Origin of the sequence: Comamonas antarctica, from assembly GCF_013363755.1 — a bacterium.
GTDB classification, from domain to species: Bacteria; Pseudomonadota; Gammaproteobacteria; order Burkholderiales; family Burkholderiaceae_C; genus Comamonas; species Comamonas antarctica.
The window spans coordinates 4,174,942-4,193,481 of record NZ_CP054840.1 but is presented as its reverse complement, the minus strand read 5'-3'; the positions used below and the strand labels follow the sequence as shown (position 1 = coordinate 4,193,481).

The following is an 18,540-nucleotide window of genomic DNA, read 5'->3' as shown; positions in this document are numbered from 1 at the left end:
CAGGCCGCGGCTACTTCCTGGGCGCGCGCCTGGCCACAGCCGCTTTCTTCACGGCGCCGCCCGCAACCTCCTTCTCGAACAGCTCGAAGAATTCCTGCGCCATGCGCCGCAGCGCGCGGCCGATGTTGGCGTAGTCGTATTCGTTGAGATTGGCCAGCGACACGCGCCCCGACGCATGCGTGCCGCCAAAGCCGCGGCCGGGCAGCAGCACGATGCTGGTTTCCTGCGCGATGCGAAACAGCGCCTCGTTGGGCTGCAGGCGCGTGAGTATCCATTCGCCGAACTGCGCGCCATACAGCTGCGTGGCGATGTCCTGCATGTCGAGCAGGTGGTAGTAGCTCACCGAGTTCGGGTCCACCGGCAGGGGCAGGCCCAGCTCGCGGTACAGCGCCTCCTTGCGGCGCAGCACGATGCGCTTCATGGCCTTCTTGTACGACTGCGGTTCGTCCATGAGGCAGAACAGCGAGAACATCACCATCTGCGCCTGCACCGGCGTCGACAGGCCGGCCGTGTGGTTCAGCGCCACGGTGCGGCTGTCGGCCACGAGGCGGTCGATGAATTTCAGCTGGCGCGGCGCGGTGGTGATGGAGCAGTAGCGCTTGTCGAGTTCCTGGCGCCTCGCCTCCGGCAGCGCGGCGATCTGGCGGTCGAGGATGTTGTCTTCGTGCGTGGCGACGACGCCCATGCGCCAGCCGGTGGCGCCGAAGTATTTCGAGAACGAGTAGACCAGGATGGTGTTGTGCGGGCAGATCGCGAACAGGCTCTTGAAGTCATCGGCAAAGGTGCCGTAGACATCGTCGGTCAGGATGATGAGATCTGGCCGCTGCCGCACGATGTCGGCAATGATCTCCAGCACCTCGTCGCTGAGCTTCACCGAGGGCGGGTTGCTCGGGTTGCACAGGAAGAAGGCCTTGACCTTGGGATCGAGCAGCTTCTGCAGCTCCTGCCGCGTGAACTGCCAGTTGTTCTCCGGCGGCGCATCGATCGGCGTTTCAATCAGCTGGTAGTCGTTGAGCTGCGGAATCTCGATGTAGGGCGTGAAGATCGGCATGCCCAGCGCGATGGTGTCGCCGGGCTCGAGCAGGCCGTTCTCGCGCAGGCTGTTGAACAGGTAGGTCATGGCGGCCGTGCCGCCCTCCACCGCATACATGTCGAAGCGGCCTACAAACGGGTGCAGGCCGATCATCTCCTGGTGGATGTACTGGCCGACGATGATCTCGCTCATGCGCAGCATGCGGTCGGGCACGGGGTAGTTGCAGCCGAGAATGGCCTCGCACATCTCGTAGATGAAGTCGCCCGCCGACAGGCCCAGCTGGTCGCGCACATAGGACACGGCGGCGGCAATGAAGCGCGTGCCGGGCTGGCCCGCGTTGGCCGTGGTGAAGATCTCGAAGCGCGCCTCTATGCCTGCGCGCTGCGGAAATCCGCCGACACCGTCCATGTAGACGAACGAACGCTCGCTCTCGGCCATCGCGAACCGGCCGAACTGGAAGAAGCCGTGGCGCGGCGTGGTGGCCAGGAAGTTGGGGTTGCCGCGCCCGGCGTTGAGCATCATCCGGTCGCTTTCGCTCGCGACCTGGATCAGCGCGTCCTTGAGTTCGAAAGGGCTCAGCACGGCCAGTTTTTGCAAGTCGCCAAAATCCATGGGAACGCTCCTGGGTGAACAGTCGAAGAAACAAAACCGCGGTCAGACCAGCGCCACGATCAGCGGGCCGAGCAGCGTGAGAAACACATTGGCGAGCGCATAGGTGACGGCAAAGGAAACCGTGGGCACGGTGTTCTCGGCCTTGTCCAGCACCTCGCCGAAGGCCGGGTTGGCGCTGCGCGAGCCGCTCAGCGCGCCGGCGAAAACGGCGGTGTTCTGGTAGTTCAGCACATAGCGGCCGAACAGCATGGTCAGCAGCATCGGCACGATGGTGACGACCACGCCCACGCCGAAGATCGTGAGGCCGAGCTGCCGCACCGTCTCGACGGCCTGCAGGCCCGACTGCAGGCCGACCACAACGACGAAGCCGGCCAGCCCCAGGTCCTTGAGCAGTTGCACCGCGCCGGCCGGCAGCGCGCCGAAGGTGTGCTTGCGCGCCCGGAACCAGCCGAACAGCAGGCCGGCCAGCAGCGCGCCGCCGCCCGCGCCCAGCGTCAGCGGAATGTCGCCCAGCCGCACGCTCAGCATGCCGATCAGCAGGCCCGCGACCAGGCCCGCGCCCAGGTAGACATAGTCTGTCTTGGCGCTGGGCACGATGGCATCGCCGATGACCGCCGCGACGCGCTTGACGTCCTGCTCGGCGCCGTAGATCGACACCACGTCGCCCACATGCACGACGGTATCGGGCGCCATTGGCAGCACCTTGTCCATGCGGCTGATCTGCACCACGAAGATGCCGTGGCGCACGCCGCCGGCGGTAGCTTCGCGGATCTGCGCGACGGTGTGCTTGTCGAATTCCTTGTTGGTGAGCACGACGTCGCGCTTGAGCATCGTCAGCTCCATGCCCTCGACGGCATACACCTCGCGCCCCAGCAGCGGCGCGCTCGCCACCACCGCGTCGCGCCGGCCCACGACCAGCACCGTGTCGCCGCCTTGCAGCACCAGCTCGGGGCTGGGCTCGATGATGCGGCCCGCGCGCTTCACGCGCTCGATGGTGATGGTGGTCGCGGGGTTGGCGTTCTCGATCTCGGCAATGCTGCGCTTGGCGTCGCCGGTCAGCTCGTAGATGCGGCCCACCAGCGCGGGCGCAGCGTCTTGCTGGTCAGGGCCCAGCACCTTGACGCCGGCCTGCATCGAGGTCTCGGCGGCAATGGCGTCGTCGCGGATGCTGCGGCCCATGAAGCGCGGCAGGATGTTCACGCACACCAGGATCGCGCCAAACGAGCCGAACACGTAGGTCACGGCATAGCCCACGGCGACGTTGCCTTGCAGCCGCGCCGTCTCCTCGGCCGCCAGGCCCAGCTTGGCGATGGCATCGCCCGCGGTGCCGATGATCGCCGATTGCGTGAGCCCGCCCGCGGCCACGCCCGCGGCCAGGCCCTTGTCCAGGCCGAAGATCCGCGCCATCACCACCACGGTGATCAGGCTGGTGACGGCCATGACCGCGGCCAGCACGATTTCCTTGATGGTGCGCCGCCCCAGCGCACCGAAGAACTGCGGCCCGCTCTCGAAACCCACGGCATAGATGAACAGTGCGAACAGCACCGCCTTCACGCCGTTGTCGACCTGCACGCCGACCTGGCTCACGACCACCGCCGCGAGCAGCGAGCCGGCCACGCCCCCGAGCTGGAACTTGCCGAACCGGATCTTGCCGATGGCGTAGCCCACCGCCAGCGACAGGAACAGCGCCATCTCGGGCGACTTCTTGAAGAGTTCGTGCAGCCATTCCATGGATCGGTTCCTTGCGTCGAAAGCAGTCGGGTCAACGGGGTGGCAGCATGCCGGCGAGCGCCACGATCAGCGGGCCCATCAGCGGCAACACCACGTTCGAGATGGCGTAGGTGATGGTGTAGCCCAGCAGCGGGGTGGTGTTGCCGGCGGCGTTCTGCACCGCGCTGAGCGCCGGCGTGCTGCATTGCTGGCCCGCGATCGCACCCAGCAGCACCGGGGCATCGAGCTTGAGCAGCCGGTGGCCGATGAACAGCGACATGCAGGCCGGCACCAGCGCCACGGCCACGCCCACCAGCGGCAGCGCCACGCCGAACTCGCGTATCAGCGACAGCGCCTGCGGCCCCGAGGCCAGCCCGACGCAGGCAATGAAGGTCGCCAGGCCCAGGTCCTTCATCAGCGCCAGCGCATCGGGCGGAATGCCCAGTCGCTGCGGATGCTTGGCCTGGTACCAGCCAAAGGCCAGGCCCGTGAGCAGCGCGCCGCCGCCCGTGCCCAGCGAGAAGGGAATGCCGCCCAGCGACACGCTGAAGCCGCCGATGAACACGCCCAGCAGGATGCCGGCCGAGGCATAGCTGAGGTTGGTGCGCGACGAGATGCGCACGCGCTGGCCGGCGAGGGCAGTTGCCTGCTGCATGTCGGCAACGGGGCCGTACAGCTTGAGCACATCGCCCTGGCGCAGCGCCATGTCGGGCAGCAGCGGCATGGCGTGGCCGTGGCGCAGCAGCCCCAGCAGCTGCACCTTGGGCGGCAGGGCCGCGCGCAGCGCCTGCAGCGTGGCGCCGAAGTAGGCGCGCCGCGTGAGCACCACCTCGGTGGTCTCGACCACGGCATCGAAAGCCGCGGTGTCGGCGAACTCGCGGCCCAGCAGCTCCGCCACGCCCACCAGCACCTCGCGCCGGCCGATGGCCAGCACCTGGTCGCCGGCCTGCAGGCGCAGCCCGGGCACCACGTCCAGCGCCCGGCCCTGGCGCAGCACGCGTTCGATCGCCACCTGGCCCCGCAGCAGTTCCGCCAAGGTCTGCAGCGTGCGGCCATGGCCATGCACCACTTCGTAGACCCGCCCGACCATTTCAGGCGTGGCGCTGGCCGCGCCCGCATCCTCGGCGCCGCCGCCCATGTTCTGCCACAGGCGATCGGCCTCGGCGCGCAGGTCCACGCGCAGCAGCAGCGGAAACACCTGGCTGGTGGCAACGACGATGGCAATCAGGCCGAACACATAGGTGATCGAATAAGCCGTGACCACATTGGCCTGCAGTTGGCGTATCGCATCGCCGGGCAGCGGCAGCTTGGAGAGCGCATCGGTGGCCGTGCCCACCACGGCCGACTCGGTGGCCGCGCCGGCCATCAGCCCGGCGGCCGTGCCCTGGTCCAGCGCCAGCCACCAGGCCGCGGCCAATACCAGCGCCAGCACCACCACCACCTCGACCACGCACAGCAGGCCCATCCTGAGCCCCTTGGCGTCGAGATTGGCAAAGAACTGCGGGCCGCCGGCATAGCCCAGCGCAAAGATGAACAGCATGAAGAAGGTGTTCTTCACGCCGTCCGAAAGATGGATGTCGAGCTGGCCCACGACCAGCGCCACGATCAGGGTGCCGCAGATGCCGCCCAGCTGGATCGGGCCAAAGCGGATCTGCCCGAGCGCATAGCCCAGCGCCAGCACCAGAAAAAGCGCGATCTCGGGATGCTGTTGCAGCAGTGAAACGGCAGCGGCAAGCATGGCCGGAAGCGCTCGAGACGCAGGAATCTACCCTGCGCGCAAGCCGCGGCAGGAGGGGAAGAACCGGAACCCAGGACATGCATGCATGGTCGGCCTATACGTTGCGGGATAGGTCGAATGCTAGCGATCGCGTCCCCAGCGGCGCATGGGACCTTGGTGCCACTTGACGCGACACATGGCGCAAACCAAGCGTCAGCGGTTCGTCAATCCGGCGCCTGCAGCCGTCCCGTGAATGGCCGCGCATCGCCCGCGGCCAACTGCTGCGGCAGCTGCCACTGCGGCCAGCGCGGGCGCTCGGCGCCGATGCGGCCCTCGCGCAAGGCGTCATTGGCCGCGCGTTTCGCGTCGGCCGAATAGGTCTTGCCCCATGCCACCTCGCCCTGGTCCTCCCATTGCCCATCGGCCGCGCGCGCGCTGAGGCGACAACTGCGGTTGCCGTTGTCCTTCAGATTGCACAGCAGGTGATCGAGCTGCTGGTCCTGGTCCCAGTCGCCCGACAGCACGACACAGTCGGCACCCGCGAACCGGCATTGTTCCGCCCAATACTGATCGAGTGTCTGCTGGCTCCACCACTGCCACCAGTCGGGCTGCGGGCGCTGCATGCCGGCAGGGGTCTTGATGCGCGCCTGCGCCGCGGCCAGGTCGACGGTTTCAGGCTGGCGCGGCGCCGCGGGCAGATCGAGGCGCGTGGCGGAGCTGCGCACTTTTTCCAGCTGCTGGCGCAGTTCGGGATCCTGGAAACCAGGGTCCTGGGCCAGGGCCTCGATGGCGGCGGCGCCATGGCGGCCATAGCCCCATTTGAGATCGGCCAGACGGTCCAGGCTGGCCTGCGCTGGATCGGCGCGCAGGCGCTCGCGCTGGCTCGCGGCGCCAATGCGCTGGCCGTCAAGCACGGGGGTCTGCAGCGCCAGCAGCACGGCCAGCACCAACAGCGACATCGCCTGGTTGACGGGCGCAAGCCAGGGCAGCCAGGGGCGTGCCGCGCCCTGGCGCAGGCTGTGGGCCGCGGCGCAGGCATAACCCACGGCGTAAAGCCACAGCACGCCCGCGGCCGCGGCCGCCCAGACGCGTTCCAACGTCCAGCCGTACTGCCGCACGCGCAGGCCGATGGCCACGCAGGCCAGCGTGGCCAGCACCGGCATGACGATCAGGCTGGCGTTGACCAGCCACTGCAGGAGGCGCGCATACGGCGCGTGCGGCGCCGCTCCGTCCTGGTAGACCGCATTCACCAGCCAGGTGTGCAGGATCAGCACGCCCATCAGCAGCGCGGCCGCAAACCGCGTCGCCCACAGGCCCTCGACGCCCGTGAACAGCAGCGCCAGCACGAAGAACACCAGCACCCAGGCCAGCAGCGGCAGCAGCAGGCGCCCGAGCACCAGCAGGGTCTGCAGCATCATCTGGATGGGCCGCTGCTGCGTGCGCGCCAGCCACAGCCCCAGGCCCGCGAGCAGGCCCGTGAGCGTGTAGACAAACCACTCTGCGGAAAACAGCTCGACGAACAGCCGCACCTTGACCAGTGCGAACAGCCCGGCCCAGAGCCACAGCACGCCCCAGACCAGGTGCACGCACAGCGCCGCCAGCGCCAGCATCAGCGCGTTGTTCCAGGCCAGCGCAAAGTGCGCGGCATAAGCCACGCGCCAGCGGCCCTGGCCCAGAAAGCCCTGGAACCAGGGCAAGGCGACAAACCACCACAGCGACGCGGCAACGCCCAGGCCGACGAACACGCCCCCGTCGTGCTGCGGCGACTGGCGCAGTCCCCAGACCACCCAGCCCGCCATCACGCCCGCCACGCCGGCCATCGCCGCGCCGCCGGCCCAGAGCCGCGCATCGCGCCAGCGCGTGACGGCCATGGCCATGAACAGCGGCGGCAGCAGGATCAGCAGCAGCGCCAGCGCCTTCCAGCCGGGCGTCCACTGCGCATGCACCAGCGCCAGCGTCAGCAGGCCTTGCAGCAGGCCCATGGCCAGCAGGCCGTTGCGCACGGCCGTTGAAGGTCGATCAAGAGAATCAGGCGCGGAAATCAGGGTGCTGGGCAATGGCATGCGGCCCAGTGTAGCGGCGCGCATCAGGGCCGCTGCAGTTCGCGGCACGCGCTGCGCAGGCAGGCGATGAAGTCCTTCAACGTGGAGTTCACATGGTCCGAATTCCACATCACGGTGATCGGGCCGAAGCGGATGGCGGAGCCCATGGGCAGCTTGCGGAACAGGCCTGCGCCCACCATCTCATCGGCCATGGACTCGGAGCACACGCCCACGTAATCGCCCTTGCTCAACAGCGCCTGCATCATGGCCAGCGAAGCGGTTTCGGCCCGCGGCGCCAGCCAGGAGGCGCCTTGCTCGAGGAGAAACGCATCGAACTGGGTGCGCGTCAGCGTGCCGCCGGGCGGCATGACCCAGCGCGCGCGCAGCAGTTGCGCGAAAGTCGGCGCCGCGGGTTGCGGCCAGAACTTGCTGCCGCGCCCGATCACCACCGCCACGCGGTCTTCGAACAGCACCTTATGCTCCAGGCCGTCGCGGTGCGCGCGCGCATCGAGCACGCCGATCACCGCGTCCATGGCGCGCGACTCCAGCCCTTCGAGCAGGCTGGCAAACGGGCCGTCATGGATGGATATGGCGACATCCTGATGCAGCTCCTGGAACGCGGAAATGGCCTGTGGCAAGCCGCCGGCAATACCCGCCCAGACACTGCCGATGTTCAGCCGCGGCACGCGCCCGGCAGCCACCGCGCTCAGCGCCTTGCCGGTGTGCTGGATGTCGCCCAGCACATTGATGGCCAGCTGCTTGAGCAACTGGCCCGAGGGCGTCAGCTGCAGCTTGCGGCCGCGCACCACCAGCGGCGTGCCGACCACGCCCTCCATTTCGGCCAGCCAGTGCGACATGGCCGATTGCGTCATGTGCAGGCGCTCGGCGGCCTGCGTCAGCGTGCCGGCCTCGTCGAGCGCGAGGAACAGTTCGAGGTGCTTGATCTTCAGGCGGCGTGCCCAGTTGCTGCTGTCCATTTTTTCAATCATGAGAAAACCTTCATGAATGCAGTTCGCATTTTCATTAGGTGTTAGCCAATACACAGCATGAAAATACCTTCATGTTTTGTGTCTTCTAAGTCCAAGGATCGCCCGTGTCAAATGCTTTTCCCCGTGCTTCCCGGCTGCTGGCCTGCGCCGCACTGTGCGCCATCGGCAGCTCTGCCGCCTACGCGCAGCATGCCTATCCCGAGCGCCCCGTGCGCCTGATCGTTTCCCAGGCACCGGGTGGCAGCTCGGACACGATTGCCCGGCTTTGGGCGGAGCATGCGGGCAAGGCCATCGGTGCCACCATCGTGGTGGAGAACAAGCCCGGCGCGGGCGGCATCATCGCCGCGCAGAGCCTGCTGAGCCAGCCGGCCGACGGCTACTCGCTGCTGTACGGCAGCGTGTCGCTGATGGTGCTGAACCAGTTCACCTACAAGCCGCTGCCCTACACCCCGGAGAAGGATTTCACCGGCGTCGCGATGCTGACCACCGTGCCCTTCGTGCTCAGCGCCAACCCCAAGACCGGCATCACCTCGCTCAAGGAACTCACGGAAAAAGCCAAGGCGGCCCCGGGCAAGCTCAATTACTCGTCCGCGGGTCTGGGCAACTCGACCCACCTGGCGGTGGAACTGCTGTCGAAGAAGCTGGGCATCTCCATGACCCACATTCCCTACAAGGGCGAGTCCGACGGGATCATGGCGGCGATTGGCGGGCAGACCGAAATCATGGCGCCGGTCTACGGCACGGCGCTGCCGCACATCCTGAACAAGAAGCTCAACCCGCTGGCCGTGCTGTCGCCGCAGCGCCTGCCCGAACTGCCCGATGTGCCGACGGCCAGCGAACTGGGCGTGAAGGGCTTCGACAACATGGGCTGGAGCGCCGTGGTGGCGCGTGCCGGCACGCCGCCGGCCATCATCGAGAAGCTGAACAAGGCTACGGAGTCCTTCCACCAGAACCCCAGCGTGCAGGCGCGCCTGAAGACGCTGGGCGTGATCCCGGTTTCGGGTCCGGCGTCGCTGGTGATGGAGACGACTGCGCGCGACGTGGCCGCCTGGGGGCCGACCCTGCAATCGCTGGATTTGAACAGCAAGTAAACCCCGGCCTGCCTTTCAACATTGCCCCATGCGGCCGTGCACCGGCGCTCATGGGGCTTTTTTCCCCCTGCCATGAAAAAAGAAGCAATGGTCGTCTGCCCTCAGCCCGAGGCAGCCGAATCCGGAATCGAGATCCTGCGCGCCGGCGGCAACGCGGTGGACGCCGCCGTGGCCACGGCGCTGGCGCAGACCGTGGTCGATCCGCTGATGTGCGGTATCGCGGGCTTTGGCACCGCCGCCGTGTACCTGCCCGGCGCCGGCGTGCACGAGTATTTCGACTTCCATTCGCCCGCGCCGCTGGCCGCGCGCGAGGACATGTGGGAGCACCTGCTCGAAGGCGAGACCAAGGACGGCTTCGGCTTCATCCTGACCGGGCGCGTGAACGACATCGGCCCGCAGTCCATTGGCGTGCCGGCAACGCTCAAGGGCCTGGCGGAAATGCACCGCGCGCATGGGCGCCTGCCCTGGAAGCAGGTCGTGGAGCCCGCGATTGCCTGGGCCAGCGACGGATATTTCGTGCGCCCGGGCATGCATGCCTTCTGGATCGACGAACCCTCGATGGGCCGCGTCGGCAATCTCGAGCGGCTGCAATACAGCGACGAAGGCCGCGCCCTGTACTGCCGGCCCGATGGCCGCCCCAAGCCGATCGGCAGCCCGCTGCGCAATGCCGGCATGGCCCAGGTGCTGCGCCAGATTGCCGACGAAGGCGCAGCGCCGTTCTACGCGGGCGAACTGGCGCAGAAGATGGTGGCGCACCTGCAATCGCTGGGGGCGTTGATCACCCTCGAGGACCTGGCGCAATACCGCGTGCAGCGCAATGCGCCGCTGGTGGGCAGCTACCGCGACCGGCGCATCACCACCAACCAGCCCCCGGGGGGCGGCGCCATGCTGCTGGAGATGCTCAACATCCTGGAGAACTTCGACCTGGGCGCGATGGAGCACAACAGCCCCGCGTACATCCGCCTGGTGTGCGAAGCCATGAAGAAGGCCACGACGGACAAGGACCTGCATATCGGCGACCCGCGTTTCTTCGAGGTGCCGCTGGAGCAGCTGCTGTCCAAGGACCTGGCGCGCGCCGCGGCGCAGCAGATCCGCGAAGGCCGGCGCTTCGACGTGCAACGCTTCAATCCGGGCGCGCCCGTGCCCCGGGACACCACCCATCTGAGCATCGTCGATGCCGAGGGCAACGCCGTCTCCATGACGCACTCGCTGGCCATGCCGTCGGGCGTGATCACGCCGGGCATGGGCTTTCTGTACAACGGCTGCATGGGCGTGTTCGATCCGCGCCCGGGTCGCGCCGGCAGCATCCAGCCCGGCAAGAGCCGCTTCACCTCGTCCTGCCCGACCATGACCTTCAAGGACGGCCAGCTCGACATGGTGCTGGGCGCGCCCGGCGGCACGCAGATCGCGATGGGCGTGCTGCATGTGCTGCTCAACGTCATCGACCACCGCATGGAAATGCAGGCAGCGGTCTCCGCCCCGCGCTTTTCCTCCACCAGCAATTCGATCGACGTCTGCAATCGCATCCCGCGCTATACGACGCGCGCGCTCGAAGCCGACGGCTACAGCGTGGGCCGCAACCCGTACAACTACACCATCGGCTGGGTGCATGGCATGCAGGTGCAGCCCGACGGACTGCATGGCGGCGCCGATCCCGGCCGCGATGGCGTGGCCTTGCGCACCACGATCGGCAGCTGACCCCTGGCCGCCTCTGCCCGGGCACGGCGGAGGCTGATTCGACGGTCGGGCGCAGCTTGCGCTCATGTCTTACGACGCAACTGTTACAGCGCAGCAACAATGACTGCATGAACAACCGCCTTGCCCTCCATGCCGCCGCTGCCCTGTCGCTGGCTTTGCCAGCCACTGCTGCGTTGGCCGAACCCCATCCGCTGGAGGGCGAGCGCTGGAAAACGCGGCCGGTGGTGGTCGTCGTGCCCCGGGACAGCGATCCCCTGCTGGTCAAGCTGCGCGCAGCGCTGGGGGCGACGTCGGGGCGCGAGGCCTTCCGCGAGCGCGACATGGTGCTCTACACCGTGGTGGCCGGCAAAGGAAGCCGCAACGATCAGCCGCTCGCACCCGCGCATACGGCGGCGCTGTTGCAGGCGCTCGAGCTCGATGCGCAAGGGCCGGCAGCTTTCGTACTGGTGGGCAAGGATGGCGGCGTGAAGCTGCGCGAGGGCGCTGGCGTCGACCTCAACGAGGTATTTGCCGAAGTCGATCGCATGCCCATGCGCCAGCCGCGCTGAGGCTTGCCGCTGCCCGGCGCAGGCGCGGCCTAACCCATCCGCACTGCTTCCGTCGAGCGCAAAGCCGCTATACGCACGATTTAGAAAATTGATTTAGATCATAAAACCCATAGGGATTAGTGCATCTTTTTGCTTATGCAACACCTCGTTACATGCCACGCGCCACAATCCGCGGGCCGCTTCAGGAGGGTTCCAAAGACGGTGCAGGGATCAGTGCTTCTCATCCGTTTCCGACGGCGCGCACCATGCGGAGCGCCGCATATCGCCATGACCGAGTCCGAATGCAAGCTGCCCTGGGGTGGGCTGTCCGTTGATGCCGAGGGCAACGTGTACCTGCACGCCGCCAGGATCGATCTCGCGCCCAAGGAACTGGCGGTGCTGCACCGTCTGCTGGTGCGTTGGCCGCATGTGGTGCGCAAGGACGAGTTCTCGCAGCAGGTCTGGGCCGGCCGCGCGATGTCGGATGAGAGCCTGGCGCGCTGCGTCGCGCAGGCACGCAAGGCGCTGGCGGCGGTACCTGGGATCAGCATCAAGGCGCTGTATGGACAGGGCTACTGCATCGAGCGCGCGGGCGGCATGAATGTGCCCGTGCCGCTGCACCAGGCCGCGTACCACCGCCGCTTGTTGGAAATTGCGCAGGCCCCGGCGCTGCATGCCGAGACCGTGGCGCATTGCGAGAACCTGATCCACCTGCGCACGCGTTTCTCGCTGCAGCAGTCCGAACAGCTGCTGCGCGCCGTGCTGCAGCAAAACGGCGATTACCTGGCCGCGCGCGTGCATCTGGCGATCTGCCTGGCCGCGCAGGTGACCTCGGGCATGGCCGACGGCCGCGCGCACCTCGACGAGGGCCTGGCGCTGCTGGCGCCGGCCCTCGAACGCGGCTGCCCGGGCAGCGGGCCGGTCACGGCCTATGCCCATCTGCTCGATTGCCACTGGCGCTTTGCCGAGGCCGAGCCGCTGCACCAGCGCGCCCTGCAATATGCCGGCGACGATGCTGCGACGCACTACAACCATGGCTGGCATCTGCTGGCACAGGGCCGGCAGGAGCCGGCCCTGGCGGCGCTGGCGACGGCGCACGCGCTGCGGCCGTTTTCGGTGGCGATCTCGATCATGTACGCGCGCGCGCTGCTGGCGCTGGGACAGCAGGCGCAAGCCGTGGACGTGGTGACGGGCATGTGCGCGCGCTTTCCCGACAGCGCCGCAGCCAGCCTCTACGCGATCTCCCTGCAGGCCGCGCACACGCCGGGCGCCGAGGTGGCCGAGCGCGCGCGCCAGGCGCGCGCCGACAGCCTGGCGTGGCCGCTGTGCCACTCCAATCTCGCGTTCATCCACGCGCGCTGCGGCGACCATGCCAGCGCCTGGAGCGCGATCCGCGCCCAGGACGACGAGGGCCCGACGCTGCGCGTGTCGCATGCCGCGGCACTGTTCCTGATGGGCGAGATGGACGAAGCCTTCGAGCGTATCGAGCAGGCGTTTGCGGCCCGCGTGGGCCTGCTGCCCGTGCTGCTGCAGCTGCCCGAGGTCCGTGGCTTCGTGCAGGGCGATGCGCGCGGGCGCGCCGTGCTGGGCCAGCTCGAGCACCTGCGGGCGCGCGCATAAATCATCTTTCCATCAGGATTGCATGCGAGCCCGTCCCTACACTGCCCTTCAGTCTTTTCCATGCCGCAGCCCCGGCCGGCCAGGCATCGGCGGAGATGTTCCTGCGTTTGGCGCCCGGGCCCGCGCGCCCTTGCCGGACCGCCGGCGCAGCGTCTGGGCCAGGACTGCGCGTGCGCGCGTGCTGGCCGTTGGATTGCCCGGCGCTGCCTGTGCTCCGGCCGGTCTCAACCCGAATCTCTCCAACGTGAACAGCTTCATGCACGCCAGCCACGATCCCTACGTGGTGGCGGCTTCCTTTGCGATCGCCCTGCTCGCCTCCTACGTCACCCTCGACCTGGCACGCCAGGTGAGCAACTCGTCGCATCAGGTGCGGCTGGCGTGGTGGGCGGCAGGCTCGATCGTCCTGGGCACCGGCATCTGGTCGATGCATTTCCTGGCCATGCAGGCCTTCGATCTGGCGATTGCGGTGGGTTTCGACGGCCAGCTCACGCTGCTGTCGTGGCTGGTGGCCGTGGCGGCTGCGGGCCTGGCCTTGCGCCTGGCCAGCCGGCCCGATGCCGGCCTCGGGTCGCTGGCGCTGGGCGCGGTGGTGATGGGGCTGGGCATCAGCGCCATGCACTACCTCGGCATGGAGGCCATGAAAATGCTGCCCGCCATCGTCTGGAACCACTCTCTGGTGGCGCTGTCGGTGCTGATTGCGGTGCTGGCCTCGGCCACGGCACTGCACCTGTTCACGGCCTTTCGCAGCGCGCAGCACGCACGCAGGCATTGGCTGCAGTGGGGCGCGGCGCTGGTGATGGCCCTGGCGATCGGCGGCATGCATTACACCGGCATGGCCGCGGCCCGGTTTGCCGTCGATTCGATCTCGCTGAGCGCGGGCGAACTCAGCGGCCCGGGCATGACCGCGCTGGTGCTGATGGCCACCTTGCTGCTGCTGATCAGCACGCTGTTCACCTCATTGCTCGATGCGCGCCTGCAAAGCACCGCGCGGCGCCTGGCGCAATCGCTGCAGGAAAGCAATGCGCGCCTGCAGGCCGCCAACGATGAACTGCAAAAACGCGCGTTCTCCGACGCGCTGACCGGCTTGCCCAACCGCCTGCATTTCGAAGACCGGCTGCGCGAGGCGCGCCAGCGGCTGGACGCCACGCCGCACCGGGAGACGCAGCTCGCGGTGCTGTTTGTCGATCTGGACGGCTTCAAGCCCATCAACGATTCGTTTGGCCATGCGGCCGGCGACCTGATCCTGCGCAGCGCCGCCGAGCGGCTGGTGCAGGTGGCGCACCCGCCAGCCACCGTGGCGCGCGTCGGTGGCGACGAGTTCCTGATCCTGCTCGAAGGCCTCGCCAGCCGGGCCGAAGCCATGGACATCGCCCAGCAGATGCTGGCCGCGCTGACGCGCCCGTTTCCGGTGTCGGGCAAATCGCTGCAGATCTCCGGCTCGATCGGCATTGCGATCCATCCGGGCCAGGGCGACGGCAGCAAGCTGGTGGCCCATGCCGACGCCGCGATGTATGCCGCCAAGCGCGCCGGCGGCGCGCGCTGTGTGGGGTTCGAGCCGCACATGGAGTCCGATGCCGCCTGGCAGCTTGAATTGCAGAACGACCTGCGCGGCGCCATAGAACGCGGCGAACTCGCGCTGCATTACCAGCCCAAGATCGACGTCAAGCTGGGCCGCAGCAGCGGCGTGGAGGCGCTGCTGCGCTGGAACCACCCGGTGCACGGCGCCATCGGCCCGACGGTGTTCATTGCACTGGCCGAGCGCTTCGGCCTGATCGGACACATCGGCAACTGGGTCATCAACGAAGCCTGCCGGCAGATGGCCGACTGGGCCGTGCAAGGCCTGCGGATGCGCGTGGCGGTGAACCTGTCAGTGCACCAGCTGCGCGAAAGCGACCTGGCAGAGCGCATCGGCAGCGCGCTGCAAGCCCATGGCGTCGAGGCCGCGCAGCTGCTCTGCGAGATCACCGAATCGGTGGCCATGGAGGACATCCGCGCCACGCAGCACACGCTCGACGGCCTGGCGCGCATCGGCGTGTTCCTGTCGATCGACGATTTCGGCACGGGCCACTCCACGCTCAACTACCTGCGCCAGCTGCCCGCCAAGCAGCTGAAGATCGACCGCAGCTTCGTCAGCGATCTCGAACACAGCGCGGAGACGCGCGCCGTGGTCGGCGCCGTGGTCAACCTGGCGCATGCGCTGGGCCTGTGCGTGGTGGCCGAAGGCGTGGAAACGCAAGGCCAGCGCGACATCCTGCAGGCGGCGGGCTGCGACGAGTTCCAGGGCTTCTTCTTTGCCCGCCCGATGCCGGCCGAACGGCTGCTGGCCTGGCTGCAGGCGGGCCAGCCGCCGGAGCCACGAGGAAACCCATGAAGCGCACCCCCTGGCCGAAAAAGGCCATGCCCGCCCAGGAGCGGCTGCCCGCGCTGGGTGTCTATGCCTGGCTCGCGCGGTTCAGGCACCTGAACTACCAGGCGAAGATCATGCTGCTGGCGTTCATCGGCTCGCATGTGCCGCTGCTGGCGCTGGCCCTCTGGTTCGCGCTGGAAAACACGCATGACTGGAAGATGCTGCTGCAGGTGCTGGCCGTGGCCCTGGGCGCCACGGTGGTCGGCACGGCGGCCACGCTGCTGGCGCTGCACCACCTGCTGCGGCCGGTGACGGCCACCGCGCGCGCGCTGCGCCTCTACCGCGAGCAGCGCCTGCGGCTGCGGCTGCCGACCCACTTCACCGACGAGGCCGGCATGCTGATGGCCGACGCGCAGCAGGCGCTGCAGCACCTGGAGAAGACCCTGGAAGTGCTGGAGTTCGTCGACGAAGTCACGGGCCTGCCGAACCGCAAGCGATTCCAGGCCCATGTGCAGGACCGGATCGCGCACGGCCAGCCGTTTGCCGTGGCCATCGTGCGCGTGACCAACCTGGCGCGCATCGAGGAAACCATCGACGGCGAGCGCGCCGAACTCGCCGCGCGCAAGCTGGCACAGCGGCTCGACATGACCGGGCATTTCTCCGAGCAGCTGTCGCGCGTCGGCCCCTCCAAGTTCGGCTGCATCGTGCATCTCAACGGCGAGCCCGATACCTGGGCCGCCACGGCAGCGCGCCTGCGCGTGCACCTGAAGCTATGCACCAGCGAGCTGCCGCTGGGCGCGCTGCTTTTTCAGCCCCAGCTGCAAGGCGGGCTCGCCGTGTTCCCCGATGACGGCATGCAGGCCGAGGCGCTGATCGACGCCGGCATTGCCGCGGCCTCGCAGGCCCAGCCCACGCAGGTGATGCTGCACTCGGTCAATGCGCGGCGCCAGGCCATCGAGCAGCTGCAGCTGGAGCAGGACCTGCGCCGCGCGCTCAAGCGCGGCGAATTCATGCTGCATTACCAGCCGGTGTTCGACCTGCAGGCCGGCCGTGTCACGGGCGCCGAGGCGCTGCTGCGCTGGAACCATCCCGAGCGCGGCCTGGTGCCGCCCGGCGCTTTCATCGATGCCGCGGAAAGCTCGGGCCTGATCGAGCCGCTGGGCCTGTGGGTGATCCGCGAAGCCTGCCGCCAACTGGGCGTCTGGAGCCGCGCCGGCCTGCCGCGCATGCGCATGGCGATCAATGTGTCGGCACGCCAGTTCCTCGATCCACAGCTGGGCCAGCACCTGCGCGAGGCCATTGCCGCATCGAGCATCTCGGCGGACCAGCTGGAGATCGAGCTGACCGAAACCGTGGCCATGGTCGACCACGAACATACCTACCGCGTGTTCTCGGCGCTGCGCAGCGCAGGCGTAGGCATTGCCATCGACGATTTCGGCACCGGCTACGCCAGCATGAGCTACCTGCGCAAGCTGCCGTTCGACAAGCTCAAGATCGACCGCGAATTCGTCACCGACGTGCACCGCTCGCGCGAAGGCCAGGCGATCTGCGGCGCGCTGATCGAGCTGGCCCACGGGCTGGGCCTGCGCGTGCTGGCCGAAGGCGTCGAGCAGGAGCAGGAGGTGCGCTATCTCGCGGAGCATGGCTGCGACCTGTTCCAGGGCTACTACTTCGCGCGCCCGGTCCCGGCCGCGCAATTCGAACATTCACTGGCAATTCCCCAGGGCCTGCTGAACCGGCCCGCTCCCCCCCTACCCGCCCGGGCCTGCTGAGCCGGCACTGAAACATCGAGGTCAACTTATGCGAGCTATCCGTTCCGTCATGGCCAAGCTGGGCCTGGGCTCCCGCCGCGGCAATGCCCAGATGCAGGCGCTGTACCGCAATCAGGCGGTGATCGAGTTCGATGCACAGGGCCGCATCCTCTATGCCAATCCGCAGTTCCTCGCGCTCATGGGCTACCGCATCGAGGATCTGCAAGGCCAGCACCACCGCATCTTCGTGGACCCGGCAGACCATGACGAGCTGGCCTACGGCCGGTTCTGGGCGCGTCTGAACGCGGGCGAGGCGTTTGTCGGCCGCTGCAAGCGCATGGCCCGCGACGGCCGCGAGGTCTGGCTGCAGGCCAACTACTGCCCGGTGCTCGACCGCAAGGGCCGCGTGCTGCGCGTGGTGAAGTACGCGATGGACATCTCCGCCGAAGTGCGGCGCGACGCCGAAGCCAGCAGCCAGCTGGCCGCCGTGGGCCGCGCCCAGGCGGTGATCGAGTTCACGCTGGACGGGCATATCCTGCGCTGCAACCGCAACTTCCTCGAGGCCATGGGTTATGCCTCCGAAGCCGAACTGGTCGGCCAGCACCACCGCATGTTTGTCGATCCCCGGGAACGGCACACCGCGGAATACGCGGCGTTCTGGCCGCAACTGGCCAGGGGCCAGCACTACCGCGGGCAGTTCCGGCGCATCGGCCGGGGCGGCAACGATGTCTGGATCGAAGCCAACTACAGCCCGGTGCTGGACCAGGCCGGGCAGCCGTTCAAGATCGTCAAATACGCCACCGACATCACCGCGCGTTTCGAGGCCACGCAGCTGGTGCAGGACGCGTTCGAGCAACTGCAGCAACTGGTGCGCGACAGCGCGGGTCAGGCGCGCGATGCGCATGCCCAGACCAAGGAGGTCGCGAGCATTGCCCAGCGCGGCGACGCGGCGCTGGACAACGCCGTCGACGCGATGTCGCGCATCATGGCCGACTCCCGGCGCATCGGCGAAATGGTCGGCCTGATCGACGGCATTGCCTTCCAGACCAATCTGCTGGCCCTCAACGCCGCCGTCGAGGCCGCCCGCGCCGGCGAACACGGCCGCGGCTTTGCCGTGGTCGCCAGCGAAGTGCGCAGCCTGGCGCAGCGCAGCGCCGTGGCGGCCAAGGAGGTCAAGGCGGTGATCGGCAGCTCCACCCAGTCGGTGCAGCAGGGCGTGGCGCGCGTCAACGAATCGGGCGACATGATGCGCCAGATGCGCACCGCCGCGGCCAACGCCAGCGGCATCATGGACCACATCATCCAGGCCTCGCGCGCGCAGGACGAACGGCTGGTGGATACGCGCGAAGCGATGCGGCAATTGGAGAATGCGGTGATACAGCGGTGAGAGGCGACGCTGGTCC

12 protein-coding genes are annotated in these 18,540 nt (G+C 68.1%); 7 read left to right on the top strand and 5 right to left on the bottom strand.

Features of this window, described 5'->3' with window-relative positions; translation table 11 throughout:
- Window positions 1–10 precede the first annotated feature (10 nt).
- The 5 genes from HUK68_RS19395 to HUK68_RS19375 form a co-directional block, all read right to left on the bottom strand.
- A complete protein-coding gene (locus HUK68_RS19395; protein ID WP_175505681.1) occupies window positions 11–1,645 on the bottom strand; it encodes a bifunctional aspartate transaminase/aspartate 4-decarboxylase in 1,635 nt (544 codons plus the stop codon).
- A gap of 42 nt (window positions 1,646–1,687) precedes the next feature.
- A complete protein-coding gene (gene aspT / locus HUK68_RS19390) occupies window positions 1,688–3,376 on the bottom strand; it encodes an aspartate-alanine antiporter (RefSeq protein ID WP_175505680.1) in 1,689 nt (562 codons plus the stop codon).
- Between the two features lie 31 nt (window positions 3,377–3,407).
- Window positions 3,408–5,093, bottom strand: coding sequence for an aspartate-alanine antiporter (gene aspT, locus HUK68_RS19385; protein WP_175505679.1), 1,686 nt, complete (start codon window positions 5,091–5,093; stop codon window positions 3,408–3,410).
- Between the two features lie 203 nt (window positions 5,094–5,296).
- Window positions 5,297–7,159, bottom strand: coding sequence for a DUF4153 domain-containing protein (locus tag HUK68_RS19380; protein ID WP_175505678.1), 1,863 nt, complete (start codon window positions 7,157–7,159; stop codon window positions 5,297–5,299).
- The gene (locus tag HUK68_RS19375) at window positions 7,159–8,103 is read right to left on the bottom strand and encodes a LysR family transcriptional regulator (RefSeq protein WP_175505677.1); all 945 of its coding nucleotides are present in this window, start codon (window positions 8,101–8,103) and stop codon (window positions 7,159–7,161) included. The genes HUK68_RS19380 and HUK68_RS19375 overlap by 1 nt, the downstream gene beginning before the upstream one ends.
- Before the next feature lie 134 nt (window positions 8,104–8,237).
- Between HUK68_RS19375 and HUK68_RS19370 the strand changes: the two genes are divergently transcribed.
- The 7 genes from HUK68_RS19370 (at window position 8,238) to HUK68_RS19340 (ending at window position 18,524) form a co-directional block, all read left to right on the top strand.
- The gene (locus HUK68_RS19370) at window positions 8,238–9,194 is read left to right on the top strand and encodes a Bug family tripartite tricarboxylate transporter substrate binding protein (protein ID WP_244146372.1); all 957 of its coding nucleotides are present in this window, start codon (window positions 8,238–8,240) and stop codon (window positions 9,192–9,194) included.
- Window positions 9,195–9,266: 72 nt separating this feature from the next.
- Entirely contained in the window at window positions 9,267–10,892 is a 1,626-nt protein-coding gene (gene ggt / locus HUK68_RS19365) for a gamma-glutamyltransferase (RefSeq protein WP_175505675.1), read from the top strand.
- 107 nt (window positions 10,893–10,999) lie between these two features.
- Complete coding sequence (locus HUK68_RS19360) at window positions 11,000–11,440, top strand: DUF4174 domain-containing protein (RefSeq protein ID WP_175505674.1); 441 nt, start codon at window positions 11,000–11,002, stop codon at window positions 11,438–11,440.
- A 267-nt stretch (window positions 11,441–11,707) separates the two neighbouring features.
- Entirely contained in the window at window positions 11,708–13,039 is a 1,332-nt protein-coding gene (locus HUK68_RS19355; protein WP_175505673.1) for a winged helix-turn-helix domain-containing protein, read from the top strand.
- A gap of 256 nt (window positions 13,040–13,295) precedes the next feature.
- Window positions 13,296–15,410 carry a putative bifunctional diguanylate cyclase/phosphodiesterase gene (locus tag HUK68_RS19350; protein ID WP_175505909.1) on the top strand — a complete coding sequence of 705 codons (2,115 nt, stop codon included), beginning with the start codon at window positions 13,296–13,298 and terminating at the stop codon, window positions 15,408–15,410.
- A complete protein-coding gene (locus HUK68_RS19345; RefSeq protein WP_175505672.1) occupies window positions 15,407–17,158 on the top strand; it encodes a putative bifunctional diguanylate cyclase/phosphodiesterase in 1,752 nt (583 codons plus the stop codon). Before HUK68_RS19350 ends, HUK68_RS19345 begins: the two co-directional genes overlap by 4 nt.
- A gap of 28 nt (window positions 17,159–17,186) precedes the next feature.
- Window positions 17,187–18,524: a methyl-accepting chemotaxis protein gene (locus HUK68_RS19340; protein WP_175505671.1), complete on the top strand. Its 1,338-nt coding sequence runs from the start codon at window positions 17,187–17,189 to the stop codon at window positions 18,522–18,524.
- Window positions 18,525–18,540: the final 16 nt, after the last annotated feature.